The organism is Aliivibrio sp. 1S175 (assembly GCF_001690985.1).
Taxonomy (GTDB): domain Bacteria; phylum Pseudomonadota; class Gammaproteobacteria; order Enterobacterales; family Vibrionaceae; genus Aliivibrio.
The window spans coordinates 233,227-248,825 of sequence record NZ_MAJS01000046.1; the positions used below are offsets into that span (position 1 = coordinate 233,227).

8 protein-coding genes are annotated in these 15,599 nt (G+C 37.7%); all 8 read right to left on the reverse strand.

The genetic code is table 11. The annotated features are described in order from the left end of the window. Positions 1-3: 3 nt before the first annotated feature. Entirely contained in the window at positions 4-2,121 is a 2,118-nt protein-coding gene (gene rlmKL / locus A6E06_RS14070; RefSeq protein ID WP_065591113.1) for a bifunctional 23S rRNA (guanine(2069)-N(7))-methyltransferase RlmK/23S rRNA (guanine(2445)-N(2))-methyltransferase RlmL, read from the reverse strand. 533 nt (positions 2,122-2,654) lie between these two features. Continuing rightward, entirely contained in the window at positions 2,655-3,194 is a 540-nt protein-coding gene (locus A6E06_RS14075) for a cell division protein ZapC (RefSeq protein ID WP_065591112.1), read from the reverse strand. 218 nt (positions 3,195-3,412) lie between these two features. Beyond that, positions 3,413-4,423 (reverse strand): quinone-dependent dihydroorotate dehydrogenase, encoded by a 1,011-nt coding sequence (gene pyrD, locus A6E06_RS14080; protein ID WP_065591111.1) that lies wholly within the window; start codon positions 4,421-4,423, stop codon positions 3,413-3,415. A 264-nt stretch (positions 4,424-4,687) separates the two neighbouring features. Then, complete coding sequence (locus A6E06_RS14085) at positions 4,688-9,520, reverse strand: NAD-glutamate dehydrogenase (RefSeq protein ID WP_065591110.1); 4,833 nt, start codon at positions 9,518-9,520, stop codon at positions 4,688-4,690. A gap of 158 nt (positions 9,521-9,678) precedes the next feature. After that, positions 9,679-9,903, reverse strand: coding sequence for a DUF2835 domain-containing protein (locus tag A6E06_RS14090; protein ID WP_065591109.1), 225 nt, complete (start codon positions 9,901-9,903; stop codon positions 9,679-9,681). Positions 9,904-10,010: 107 nt separating this feature from the next. Continuing rightward, a complete protein-coding gene (gene pepN, locus A6E06_RS14095) occupies positions 10,011-12,614 on the reverse strand; it encodes an aminopeptidase N (RefSeq protein ID WP_065591108.1) in 2,604 nt (867 codons plus the stop codon). 148 nt (positions 12,615-12,762) lie between these two features. Further along, positions 12,763-13,428: a hypothetical protein gene (locus A6E06_RS14100; RefSeq protein WP_065591107.1), complete on the reverse strand. Its 666-nt coding sequence runs from the start codon at positions 13,426-13,428 to the stop codon at positions 12,763-12,765. A gap of 139 nt (positions 13,429-13,567) precedes the next feature. Then, positions 13,568-15,589 (reverse strand): carboxy terminal-processing peptidase, encoded by a 2,022-nt coding sequence (gene prc / locus A6E06_RS14105; RefSeq protein ID WP_065591106.1) that lies wholly within the window; start codon positions 15,587-15,589, stop codon positions 13,568-13,570. Positions 15,590-15,599: the final 10 nt, after the last annotated feature.

A 15,599-nucleotide genomic window follows, 5' to 3' on the forward strand; every position in this document is an offset into this window, starting at 1 on the left:
TCTCTAATCTTCCTTGTGTGTGATAATCCAACAGTTATGAATGTGTTTATTACGAGCAAAATCAAGTGGCAATGTTTGCTTAGAAATATTCTTAGCTTGAAGGCCTGCTTTCTCTAGTGCTTCGTCATCCATTTTGAAATTACGCTTGTTGTTCGAGAATACGATCGTCCCGTTCTCACGTAGCATACGTTTTAGGTTCTCAAGTAACATGATGTGATCACGTTGAACATCAAACGTCTGTTCCATACGCTTAGAGTTAGAGAACGTAGGTGGATCGATAAAGATTAAATCAAACTCACCTTCTGCTTGTTGTAACCATTGCAGACAGTCAGCTTGTAAGAACTGATGTTGAGTTCCTGTTTGATCATTCGTATTCATGTTCTTCTGTGCCCACTCTAGGTAGGTACGAGACATATCAATCGTCATGGTAGATTTTGCACCACCACAAGCAGCATGAACTGTCGCAGAACCGGTGTAAGCAAATAGGTTTAAGAAATCTTTACCTGCTGCCATTTCACCAATCATTTTACGAGTTAACTTATGATCTAAGAATAAACCCGTATCTAGGTAATCTTGTAAGTTAACAATCAGTTTTACACCGTACTCATCAACATCAAAAGAGCGAGATTTCTCAGCCAATTTTTGATATTGATTTTTACCTGATTGCTTTTGACGAACTTTCAAAATTACATTATTCGTTTCTACACCGGTCACAAGAACCGTTGCACGGATCATGTCAGTTAAACGACGACGAGCTTTGTCTTCTGAAATTTCTTTTGGTGCCGCGTACTCTTGAATGATGATGTAATCTTTGTATACATCAATAGCCGCGTTGTAATCAGGTAAATCGGCATCATAAAGACGGTAACATTCTAATTTCTCTTTACGAGCCCACTTACCAATCTTAGACAAATTCTTTTTAAGACGGTTCATAAACTCAGGAGCAACTTCAACGTTTACGGCTTCTTTACGTTCAGCTGATTCAGTAATTGAGTAGTTTTTCTGAACACACGGTAATGCACCATTGTTCAGTTTAAATTGCTTATCTGCTCGCATACGTATACATGCAAGTAAATCATCATTACTTGAATAGATTGATGCAGTACAACCACCAAACTGTTCTTTAAGTTGACGACCAAACTCACTGTACAATGCAATCAATGCTGGCTCAGTACTTAAACGCTCACCGTATGGTGGGTTACAAATCACTACGCCATTTTCAAATCCTTCTGGACGCTCAATCTTAGTTGCATCACCAACATCAAACGTAATTAAATCTTCAACGCCGGCACGACGAGCATTATCACGAGCGGTTTGAATTACACGGTAATCACGATCAAATCCGTAAAAATGTGTATCTACTTTCTTAACACCACGACGACTCTTCACTCGCGCTTCTGAACGGATCTCAGCCCAAAGCTCTGCATCAAAATCATTCAGTGCTTCAAAACACCACTTTTCACGTTTAACACCCGGTGCCATTTCACATGCCATTAGCGCCGCTTCAATCAGTAACGTACCTGAACCACACATTGGGTCTAATAATGGCTTGCTCTCATCCCATGTACTACGAAGTACTAAGGCTGCTGCTAATGTTTCACGCAGTGGAGCTCGACCGGCTTCAGTACGGTAGCCACGTTGATGCAAACCAGAACCAATTAAATCAAAACCAAGAATCCCTTTCTCGCCAGATAAACGCATATGTATACGTAAATCAGGTTCCGCTTTATCAATATTTGGACGTTCTAAATCTGCTTTTGTGAAACGGTCAACAATCGCATCTTTTACTTTCAATGCACCATATTGGCTATTTCGAATCTCACGGTTCGTACCGTTAAAATCCACCACTAACGTTTTATCTGCTGTGAAATAATTAGGCCAGTTAATTGCAGAAGCACCTAGATATAAATCCATATCATCACGAACATCAAACTCAGAAAGAATTTGAACAAAACGAGAAGCGATACGGCTCCATAAACAACAACGATAAACAACCTCAACAGGAGCTTCAAACGTAACCCCTGCATAAACTAATTTTGGATCAGTAACACCAAGTGCAATAAGTTCGTCAGCAAGTAGGTTTTCAAGGCCTTTAGAAGTAATGGCTAAGTATTTTTTCATGGGATTCTTTTGGTTATTAAATTGCCTCGCATTATACATGAATCTTACTGAAAAAGGATAAATAGATTGTAGATAAATACCTATGAAACAAGTTCATTTAAGCCTTTTAAAACAAATACTTATTAAATATAAAACCGACCGATCATTAATTATGTTTCTAAGCGGAAACTAAAAACCATCGAACAACCCTCACCTAAACTGGACTACTCCAGAACAAAATAGCGACTGTAATATTCTTACATTTACCGTTAAATGAGGAATCGAATAAGAAATATGCTTTATTTTTTGTGCTTTATGGCCATTTTTTTTCATGGTGTTTTTTTGTACTTCTTGACTCTATGTCTCATTTTTAATAGACCGAAATACAAATAATTAACTTTTTTAAGGATATTTATCGGAAAGCTGAAATGTACAAATGGCCAATAAGCCATTCATATAAAGAATAGAAGCGATGTTTGTAGGGCAAATAAGGCGTGATAAGTCTTCAGGAAAGGGATTACAAATACATAGAGATAAGCGTGGCTTCTCGTTAACTAGCCCACTAAGGCGTAATAGGCAGAGTTTACGACTTGCATTTTGGCCATACGATCATGCATAACTTTAATTGGTTCACAAAATGCCATGTATTTAATTGGATTAAGTGCAAAAGAGTCCATGTCGACTAGCATACACATACTGGCACATTCGTAATTCTCTACAATAATAAAGTGCCCTTCTCCCAAATCATTCTTAAGAGAAACAATTTCGCCCTCTTCAGGAGAGTAACCGCAGCCTTGAGGTTCAAAAAACCAACTTTTAGGTAGCATTGGTTTATGAAAGCGTTTAGCTGCGACGCAATTAAGTGCTAATTCAACTTTACGAGGTTCAGAAAGCGGTAAGAATGAAATGTGTTCTACGAACATTTGGTAAGCAGAGGCGTCATCAACAGAGAATTTACACTCAGAGAAAGCACTATCAATAAGTACTTTATAAGGTAAGTTAACACGGAATACCATGTCCATACCTAAATCGAGCATTAGTGATTGTGCTTTATTGTCGTAATACCAATTCCATGTATCACTGGGTTTAAGCATTATCATTTCTCTCTTGATAAAATGGGAAGAGTCCCTTAGATAGCCAGTCACCAATTACTGAAAATTAAGCTGAAATTAACTCCTGTTTTCAACTCAAAATAATACTGGTGCAATTAATCATTAATTTTACAAGAGGTTAGCAATAAAAAAAGGGGAAATTTTCATTTCCCCTTCCGTTTGAATGGTTTGTAAGCAACTTTCGTTACTTTTTATAACAATTAAATATTATTAATAATATCTTTAACTAAAGCTGGACCTTTATAAATGAAACCAGAGTAGACCTGAACTAGATCTGCACCAGCCATCATCTTCTCTTTTGCTGCGATATAAGAATCAACACCACCGACTCCAATGATTGGCAACGAGTCTCCAAGCAGCTCTTTTAGACGACGTACGACTTCAGTACTGCGAGTTTGAATAGGACGACCACTTAGGCCACCCATCTCTTCCGCATGCTTCATGCCTTCAACCATTGAGCGATCTAATGTTGTGTTCGTTGCTATCACACCATCAATTTTATATTTCATTAAAGAATCAGCAATTTGAGATAATTCATTATCGTCTAAGTCCGGAGCGATCTTTAGAGCAATAGGAACATACTTACCGTATTTCTCTGCTAATTCTTTTTGCTTCTCTTTTAATTGAGAAAGAAGATCATCTAATGCTTCGCCATATTGAAGAGTGCGAAGCCCTGGAGTGTTTGGTGATGAGATATTAATCGCGATATATCCTGCGTATTGATATACCTTTTCCATACAAATTAGGTAATCTTCTGTGCCCTTTTCAATTGGCGTGTCTTTGTTTTTGCCAATGTTAATACCAATAACACCATCAAATTTTGCTTTCTTTACGTTCTCAACTAAATTATCAACACCAAGGTTATTGAACCCCATGCGATTGATTATCCCTTCAGCTTCAATTAGGCGGAAAAGGCGCGGTCTATCATTACCGGCTTGAGGACGAGGTGTCACTGTACCCACTTCAATAAAACCAAAACCCATTGCGCCAAATGCTTCGATACATTCGCCGTTTTTATCAAGACCAGCCGCAAGGCCAAGAGGATTTTTAAATTGGATACCCATGACTTCTACAGGTTTAGAAGCGAGTTTTTGACGATAGAAGAGATCAAGCGGAGTGCCTGTAAAGCGTTTAAAATTTTGAATAGCTAAATCATGTGCTTTTTCAGCATCAAGTTTGAAAATGCCAGCTCTGGCGATGCGGTATAACATTGTAGCTCCAAAAAAAGTCCCGAATAAACGGGGAGTCATTATTCACTGATTTTATTCACAATTCAAACTTAATCGTACTTTATTCGTCATAATTTATTGCAATCTAAATCCACACTATAATTAAAACAAATAACAATTCAATAAAACAGATTATAAATACAGGTGAATGCGGAAAATGTCGGGTAAATAAAAAGGCAAAGTGAATAAACAATCACTTTGCCTTTTTCTATGCAAACGTTTAGCTAAACGTTACCACTCGTTATTTTAAGAGTGTGATGAACAACTTAAGTTAAGTAAAGTTAGCTCTCTTAATGCTACAGAGAATTTAGCAAATTCATGCACCGAACCTACTTTAAACTCATTGAGAATGTTGTCCCAACGCCCTACTGATGCCGTATTCTTTTTACACCACTCTTCAATCGCACTTTCAACTGAACTACTGTCTTTATACTCATCAAGAACAAGTTGAGTTAACTGACGTTGTTGCCAATCTAAATCTTCACGGAAAGAAGCTCGAGCTAATGCTTGCCAATGATTATCAACACTTTGGTTATTAATTTGTTTTAAGAACCAATGAAGAGATAATTTGTCCCCGAGTACATAGTATAAACGAGCAGATATCGATACAGGTTGATTCGTTATTTCTGCAACAACTGAAATATCCATTGCTGAATATAAGCTGCTTAAACGAGCTAATGCATTACCTAATTCACAGGGTACCCCTAGCTCTAAATAATGATTTGCTTGTTCAATATGCTCCACTACTTCATCTTTCACTAAGTAGCTATCTAGATTCGCTTTAATATCATCAACCGCTGGTTTGTATTTAGCTATCAACTCTTGAATCGTTAGTTTTTGTGAACCATTACGCAATAACCAACGCGCTACTCGACGAATCGTTCTACGCATCGTGAAGAACGCATCATATTGCGCTTCTGTTGTGGCAATATTATCTAGTTTACGAATTTCTTTAAATAAATCCCCGAACTCAAAAATTGCTCGAGTAGCAGAATACGCATTAGTAATATCAGTGACACTGTAACCAGTTTCTTCATGCATACGAGTGATAAAGTTGCATCCCATTTCATTCACCATCTGATTTGCTAGGCAAGTCGCGATAATTTCAGAACGTAAGGGATGATTATCCATTGCTGCTTTATAGTTACGCTGTAACTCATTAGGGAAATACGTGGTAAGTAAATCAGCATGATATGGATTATTTGCTATTTCATCACACGCTAATTGCTCTTTAAGCACCATTTTTCCGTAAGCGATAAGAACCGAAAGCTCAGGTCGAGTTAATGCCTGCCCCATTTTCTCACGTTCAGTCAATGTTTCGTCATCCGGAATAAATTCCAATGCACGATCTAACTGACCTTGTTTTTCTAAGTGATGAATAAATCGGATCTGCTCTTTAACTAATGAGGTTCCTTGTTGCTCTGTCACCGAGATCGATTCCGCCTGACAATAAGCATCATCAAGAACAATCTCACCGACGTCATCTTCCATTTTTTGTAATAATACGTTACGTTGTTTATAGGTAAGATCACCATTGGCAACCAAACCATTAAGTAAGATCTTAATGTTTACTTCGTTATCAGAACAGTCAACACCACCTACATTATCAACAAAATCGGTATTAACACGGCCACCTTTAAGCCCATATTCAATACGACCCAATTGAGTCATACCTAAGTTACCACCCTCACCAATTACTTTCGCATTTAGTTCTGAACCATTGATACGTAAGGAATCATTAGCACGATCACCTACATCTGCGCTGGTTTCTTTACTTGATTTAACGTAAGTACCAATACCACCGTTCCACAACAGATCAACATCCATCTTCAAGATCATCTGAATCAAATCATTCGGAGCTAATGATTGTTTACGAGTCCTTAGCATCTTCTGAATTTCAGGAGAAAGATCTATCGATTTAGCTCGGCGTGAGAATATACCACCACCTTGCGAAATCAGATCTTTATTGTAATCTTCCCAGCTTGAACGAGGTAATTCGAATAAACGAGCACGCTCAGGCCAAGTCAGTTCCGAATTTGGATTAGGATCAATAAAGATATGCATGTGGTTAAATGCGGCTTGAAGACGAATATGTTTAGATAGCAACATACCGTTACCAAACACATCACCCGCCATATCACCAACACCAGCAACGGTGAAATCCGTCGTTTGGCAATCAATATTCATTTCACGGAAGTGACGTTTAACCGATTCCCAAGCCCCTTTTGCAGTAATACCCATGGCTTTATGGTCATAACCATTAGAGCCACCAGAGGCAAACGCATCACCTAGCCAGAAGTTGTACTCTTCAGATACTGAGTTAGCTAAATCAGAGAACGTTGCTGTCCCTTTATCTGCTGCAACAACTAAATATGGGTCATCATCATCATGGCGAACCACATTGTGTGGTGGAATAACCTCTCCTTCAATGATGTTATCTGATACATCCAATAACGCACGAATGAATTGTTTATAACAACGTTGACCTTCAGCAAAAATATCATCCCGCGTTGTGAAATGATGTTGCTTCTTACAAACAAATCCACCCTTTGCGCCTACTGGAACAATAACGGTATTTTTAACTTGTTGTGCTTTTACTAGTCCAAGAACTTCGGTACGGAAATCTTCCTGGCGATCAGACCAACGCAAACCACCACGGGCAACTTTACCACCACGTAAATGCACACCTTCAATATCTGGCGCATAAACAAAGATTTCAAAAACTGGCACGGGTGCTGGAATTTCAGGGATATTCGATGGCTGCAGCTTCAAAGATAACCAGGGTTTTGGTTGTCCATCGTCTCCGGTTTGATAGTAGTTAGTACGTAACGTGGCAACAATCATCTCAACATAACGACGAATGATACGATCATCATCTAAGCTTTCTACTTTATCTAAACTTGCGTAAATAGAGTCTAGTTGTTTTTTCTCTTTCTTCTCAGACCAACCAGCCGCAGGATCAAATCGCAGTTCAAAGAGATTAACTACGGATACTGCCAGTTTGGTGTGTGTAGATAAGGTATCTTCAATGTATTGCTGGCTGAATGGAAAGCCCACTTGACGCATATAACGAGCATAAGCACGTAAGATGGTAACTTCACGACCCGACAATCCCGCACCAAGTACTAAACGGTTAAAGCCATCACTCTCTAATTGTCCACCCCAAATTTGAGCAAATGCTTCTTGGAAACGGCAACGAGCTTGACGTAAATCAACTTCTTCCGAACCGTTATGAATCATAGAGAAATCTAAGATCCAATCAACAGAACCGTCACTTTTCTTAACGCTATATGGTGATTCACCTATTACTCGTAATCCTAAATTTTCAAGCATAGGCATTACATCAGATAAATGAATTGGCTCATCACGATGAAATAGTTTTAACTTAACGTTCGCTGAGCCTTTTTTCTCTTCTTGTGGACGATAGAATAACATCCCCAACTTATTGTCATCACTCAACAACTCAAGAAGCTCGATATCTGCAACCGCAGACCCAGGAAGTGTCGCTTCTTTATATGAACGAGGAAAAGCTCGTTGGTATTTCTTCGCAATCGCGGTACCTGTGCTTTCACCTAGATTGGCAACTATCACATCACACAGGCGATCATCCCATGTTGATGCCGCTTCCATTAGATTATTTTCAATATCTTTCACATTAATGTCGCCGTTATTATTATCTACACGAACAATGTAATGAGTTCTTGCTAAAGCACTCTCAGAGAAGAACGTCGTAAATTCAACTTCTTGATCTGAACCAAAGTAGTTCTTCAAAATACGCTGAGTTTGACGACGAAGTTCAGTGTTATAACGCTCTTTAGTCACATACACCATGCATGAGAAGAAACGACCAAATGGGTCACGACGCACAAATAGACGTAATAAATCACGATCTTGCATTTTAACTACGCCAACACCCACTTCAAGCATCTCTTCTTCCGTCGCTTGAAACAGTTCATCGCGTGGATACGTTTCAAACAAATTGGTTAATGCTTTAAAAGAATGCGAACCTTTAATGTATTGGCTTGATTCTAAAATACGCTCGACTTTATTACTTAGAAGCGGAATGTTAGATACACTTTGGTTATAGGCCGTTGAAGTATAAAGACCAGTAAAGCGATGCTCACCAATCACTTTCCCTTCTTTATTCAATCGTTTAATACCAATGTAATCGGTATAAGCTGGGCGATGAATTCTAGACTTTGTATTCGACTTTGTTAAGATCAACAAATCTGATTTTTTCGCTGCTGCACGCGCAGAAGATGGCATATCAGATAATTTAGCCGTATGGATACGAGAATCTAAAGAAAATAAACCTAAGCCAGTCTCTGCGGTTGGCGTTAACTCATGATCGCCTTCAATAGCAACCAAATCAAAATTCTTATAACCCATCAATGTGAAGTTATGATTTTGCAACCAAGTTAAAAACTCAATGGCTTCATTCACCTGTTTTTTAGCAATCGGAGAATCGTTATCCTGAAGCTCTTTAATCACATCTGACAGCTTATCTGACATTGGTTTCCATTCATTCACCACACGATGAATATCTTCTAAAACCAAGAGTAATTCAGATTGAAGCGCTTTCATTTCAGAGAGATCATTTAAATGATCCACTTCAAAATGGAAAAGAGTTTGTTGCATTTTACCATCACTACTACAGATCGAAATAATCTCACCGTTCTCATCACGAGTAAAACAGTGTGGACCGTGCAGCATAAAATGACTTGTCATATCAAGACGGGTTAATGCCATTTTAACGGAATCAACCAGGAAGGGACTGTCTGGCGCTACAATCTCAACCACACTGTGGGTTGATTGCCAGCCATCTTGGCTTAATGTGGGGTTAAAGACACGAACCGAAATATCAGACAGATTAACATCTGATAAATGGTTCCAAAGACTGAGAGTTGCGCCATACATATCTGATTCATTACGTTGTTGTAAATCATCATCATCAATATTGGCAAATAAACGCTGAGCAAGTTGCGTTACTAGGGATTGTTGAGGCATTTCAAGCTTTTCAGCAATTAGTGCGTACACTTTCTCAAGTAGTACTGGAACGATAGGATCACGCGTCGTCATAAAGCGAATGCTCCGTTTCTTATGATTAGAATTATTTATATAGTGTAGCAGTTGAAACTGCTTATGCGCCTTATATTGTAAGGATAATATGACGGAAACGTTATGACTTTTTTACGTGCTAGAGTCTTTATAGTTAGAAATGTGATTAAAGTAGAGGTTTATCCTACTTGCTCAAGATTTACAAAACGATTATTTTGGTCAACAGTTAAACGAAAGCGACCTTTCACTCCCAGTTGGGTTAAAAATGCTCGAAAACGTGATGCTGGTAACTGAAGTTTTAACCCTTGTTCTGTCATCACCAATACAGTACTGGCCGTACCAGAATAATGGCTTAGAAAGGATTGGTAGTTAACATTAACTCGAAAATAATAAAACGTATTCATGATCTATAAGTATATTTATTCTGTAATAAGAAAACGAAGTATAAAGAAAAAATGGCCAGTATAAAATACTGACCATCTCATTCTTAGATCATATTAAGATCGCACTATTACGCCAGTGCCTTTGTTACTTTTTCAAACAGATCTTTAGCTAGGTTATCTAGATCCGCCAAGCGCTGTAATTGCTCTTTCATTAGCGTCTGACGATCACTATCGTATTTCTTAAACTTCAATAATGGATCAATTAAACGCGAAGCAACTTGTGGATTACTCACATTGAGATCAAGTAATATATCGCCTAAGAACGCATAGCCTTCACCTGATTTATTATGAAAATTCACCGCATTATTAGCTGCAAATGATCCAATCAAACTACGGATACGATTCGGGTTTTTTAAGCTAAATGCTTTGTGATTCATCGTCTCTTTAATTGTAGATAATACTTCAATACTTGGGTTTGAACCCTGTAAAATGAACCACTTATCCATAACTAAGCCGTCATGAGACCATTTTTCACTAAAGTCATTCATCAATGTTTCGCGAATCGAAAGTTCTGCTGAATTAGCAGAAACCATCGCTGCCATTGTGTCTGTCATGTTATCTGAGCTCTTATATTGCGCTTCAACTAATGACTCACCAACGTCTGTTTTTGCTAAATAACTTAACGCAGAATTTCGTAAAGATCGTTTACCAATCGCATTATGATCCACAGAATAAGCGTCTTGTTTCAAGCTGTGATAAGTTGCAGAAAACTCATCTTTAAGATCATTTGCTAATGTTTGTTTAATAAAACCAAGAGCAATATCAATCGCATTTACATCAACCGTATCAAACCAACCTGTTATCTCATTATGATTTGGCAAGACAAGCATTTCAGCAATAAAAGCATGATCTAATTCTGGGTTTAATAATACACCACGGAACGCATCAACTACCGGATCTGGCAGAACCAATGAGTCATTATTTTGAACATGGATAATGTTCGCTCGAATATAATTTGCAAGTAGCATTTGCCCTGCATCCCAACGAGCAAAATCATTTTTAGCATGAACCATTAAGAAAATTAATTCTTCATCACTGTAAGCGTAATTTAATTTAACTGGCGCTGAAAATTCACGAAGTAAAGAAACGACTGGTTTTTCAGAAACCTCTTGGAAGACAAACGTTTGTTGTTCTTCAATTATATTCAATACATTATCAATACTTTTATTGTTACAGCGTAACGGTATCACTGCCCCATCTCGTGCATAAAGCTCAATATCTAATGGAATATGCAATGCTAACTTTTCAGTTTGATCTTCTGTTGCTGGTGTATGCTGTTTCACTGTTAGCGCATATTCTTGTTTTGCTTCATCGTATTCAGAAGTAACAGATAAAACGGGCGTACCCGATTGACTGTACCAAAGACGGAACTGAGTTAAATCAATTCCAGACGCATTTTCCATTGCTAATACAAAATCTTCGCAGGTTGCAGCCGTACCATCATGACGTTCAAAATAAAGCTTCATCCCTTTTTGGAAATTTACTTCGCCCAATAAAGTATGCATCATACGAATTACTTCACTCCCCTTTTCGTATACAGTCAGCGTATAGAAGTTATTCATTTCTATTACTTTTTCTGGACGAATGGGATGTGCCATTGGACTCGCATCTTCAGAAAATTGCGGGCCACGCATAATGCGAACATTATTAATTCGGTTAACAGAACGAGAACCTAAATCCGATGAGAATTCTTGATCACGAAAAACCGTTAAGCCCTCTTTTAAGCTTAATTGAAACCAATCGCGACAAGTAACACGGTTACCAGTCCAGTTGTGGAAATACTCATGACCAATTACCGCTTCAATACCTAAATAATCAGTATCGGTTGCCGTCTCTTGTTTTGCTAATACAAACTTAGAGTTAAAGACATTTAAGCCTTTATTTTCCATTGCGCCCATATTAAAGAAATCAACCGCAACTATCATATAAATATCAAGATCATATTCAAGGTCAAAACGATCTTCATCCCACTTCATCGAATTGATTAGAGATGTCATTGCATGAGGTGTACGATCTAAATTTCCTTGATCAACATAGATTTCAAGGGCAACATCACGACCTGATTTGGTTGTATAAGTATCAGTTAATACATCAAAATTACCCGCGACTAAGGCAAAAAGATACGCAGGTTTTGGGAATGGGTCTTGCCAATGAACAAAGTGTTTATCCCCATCAAGATCACCATGGCTAACACGGTTACCATTACTTAATAAATGCGGGTACGCTTTTTTATCTGCTATTACTTTTGTCGTAAAACGCGCTAGTACGTCTGGGCGGTCTAAATAATAAGTGATACGACGGAAACCTTCCGCTTCACACTGTGTACAAAAACCATCACCTGATTTATATAAACCTTCAAGTGCTGTGTTTTCTTGTGGATTAACTTCCGTCACAATCGTTAACGTAAAATCACCACTCACATTATGAATGGTTAACTGTGTGTCTGTTTTCGTATAGTCACTATGATCAACATCATTAATTTTTAATGACACTAATGTCATTCCTTCGCCTTCAAGAAGCAAGTCCGTTGATTTTTTTAGTTGCTGTACTTTTGAGGTCGCTGATATAAATGTTTTTGTATCATCAAGATCAAAAACTAAATCAATGTCTGAGATGGTAAATTCTGGAGATTGGTAATCACTGCGAAATTTAGCCTGAGGTTGTTGGCTCATAATATATCCTTATGATGTCTATCACTAAAATGAATACAAATAGATATCTAGTGACAGTAACTAATTAACCCAACTATTTTCGCATAAGATCTAATAAAAATGTTAACTAAAAGTGGTATAGACTCATATTTCTATCCTTAGAGTCACACTATTCTCTTTGTAATAAGGCGTACATTCCAAACTGATCATTCTTTAACTCAAATACATCTTCTTTAATTATAAACGTCGATTCCTGTTCCCCTTCTTCATACAATAAAACAAGATCGTTATTTTCAAAATAATAATAACCAACCTGTTGATTCTTTTTTCCTGTTTCTGAAATAACCTCAAGTAAAAAAACAAAATCAGGACGTAGCTTCAAATTTAACGATTGAACATTACTTACCATAATGTCTTCACCTGATACAAGTTTTGAATTCCATGAACCGACCATTTGATCTGGAACGACTTTAAAAAATTCCACCCCATTTAAATAAAGACGATTATGACTGACTTTATAGTTATAAACTTGAGACTCTTCTCCTTTTCCCTCAAAGCGAATACTGTCTTGAGAAATATTAAATGTTCCTTGCCATGTCTCCGCCGTATTAGTGGCAATCTCGATCATTTCTATTTTGAATTCATTTTCTGAACTTAGTGCTATATGAAGAACATCATAATCATTATCGACGTGATCTGGTTTAAAAAAATACCAATCACCAATAAGAAATGGATTTTCAAAATAAGTCAGTGATTTATTATCAATCTCAACCTTTGCATTAGATACAAATGGACTCATAAAGAAGAGTAATATAAATAAGGTCATCAACTTCATAACAAGACTCCAAATAAGATAGAGAATATGTATTTACTCTCATATCTTAAGCCTAGATGAAATTTAACTAATTTTCTGTTTTTTAGGCATAAAAAAACAGAAGCCAAATGACTTCTGCTTTTTAGGAGCTATAACTCTATTAACTTTTTTGATTCATTAATGCTAAATCAATCGTAATCGAAACCGCTTCATCTAAATAAGCATCCGGAACTTCATAATCTTTCGGGATATCATCAAGAGTTTTAAATTCTTCTTCTTTAAGAAGTTTTTGTCTCTCGTTCACTCGCGTAAGACGACGAACATCAGCTTCATCACTTTCTTTCTCACGAACTTTCTTATTCAATGAAATCGAGGTAATGTCTTTATCTGCTTTATAGCGAGCAATATCTTCTTGAATAAATCCGAATTCTTCATCCGTTTTAATTCGTTCAATATGTTTTTTCGCTAATGGTTCAATTGTATTTACGATCTGATTAGTTTGATCATAAGTTGCCGCTTTAATGCTATCCCAAGGAAGCGCATTATCTTCAACACTTTCGCCAGTTTCTTTAGGATCAATCGCTGTTGGGAACGCAATATCAGGAACAACACCTAAGTTTTGCGTACTACCACCATTGATTCGATAAAACTTTTGAATCGTATATTGAACATGGCCAAGTGGTTTATCAAACAGATCATAAATATGATTTAATGATCTATGTTGTTGAACCGTTCCTTTACCGAATGAGTTTTCACCTAAGATAACGGCACGGCCATAATCTTGCATTGCTGCAGCAAAAATCTCAGACGCAGATGCACTGTAGCGATTCACTAATACCGTCATTGGACCGGTATATGAAATTTCACCATCAGTATCCGCATTAACATTAACTCGTCCGTAGCTATCACGAACTTGAACAACTGGGCCAGCAGTAATAAATAATCCTGATAACGCGGTTGCTTCAGTTAATGCACCACCACCATTATTGCGTAAATCAACAATGATGCCGGTAATATCTTGCTTTTTGAGTTCATCAATCTGTTTCTTCGTGTCTTCAGCTAGACCAACATAAAAACTAGGTACTTCTAACACACCTACTTTCTTGCCGTTTTGCTCGATGACTTCAGATTTAACTGCTCTATCTTCTAGACGGATCTTATCTCGAATAATTGTGACAGTGTGACTTTTTGAATCATTACCTTCTGGTAAGATATCAAGCTTCACTTTTGTCCCTTTTGGTCCTTTGATAAGCTGAACAACGTCATCTAAACGCCATCCAATCACATCAACGATTTTTTCACCTTCTTGCCCGACACCGATAATTCGGTCTCCTTCAGAAAGTTGTTTACTCGTTAATGCTGGTCCACCCGCGACTAAAGAACGAATAACCGTATAATCATCCGTTGCTTGTAATACTGCGCCAATGCCTTCTAATGAAAGATTCATTTCAGACTGGAATTGTTCAGCATTACGAGGAGATAGATAACTGGTATGAGGATCCACTTCACGTGCAAATGCATTAATGTAAAGTTGGAACGCATCTTCATTGTGACTTTGAGTCAAACGCTTAAGCGCATTATTATAACGCTTGCCTAACATCTCTTGGATTTCAGGCCAATCTTTACCTGTCATAGACAAGTTCAGCGCATCATATTTAACACGTTTACGCCACAGTTCATTTAATTCAGCTTCATCTTTTGGCCAAGCCGCTTCAGAGCGATCAAGTTCAAGAGACTCATCAACCGTATAATCAAACTCTTTATCTAAAAGAGATAGCGCATAAACATAACGTTCAAAACGACGTTTGAGTGATAAGTTATAGATATCAAAAGCGGCTTGAGAATCACCGACTTTTAATTGGTCATCTAACTTAGTAGATAATGGGGCGAATGAAGTAAGGTCAGCTTGAGTAAATATATTACGATTGTAATCAAGCATGTCTAAATATCGCTCGTAAATGGCAACTGAAAAGTCATCATCTAATGAGAAATGCTTGTAATGAGAACGTGTAAAACGAGAAGTAACACGCTTACTTGCAGTTGCATGCTGCGTTTCTGCGGTTAATACAGGTAAGTCCGTTTCTGAATACTTGGCTTCGAGAACCTTAGCTTCAAGTGCGTGTGCAGACGCTGCTAGCATTACGCCAGCAGCAATCAGCGAGACTCTAAATCGACAATTCATGCGTCGGGAG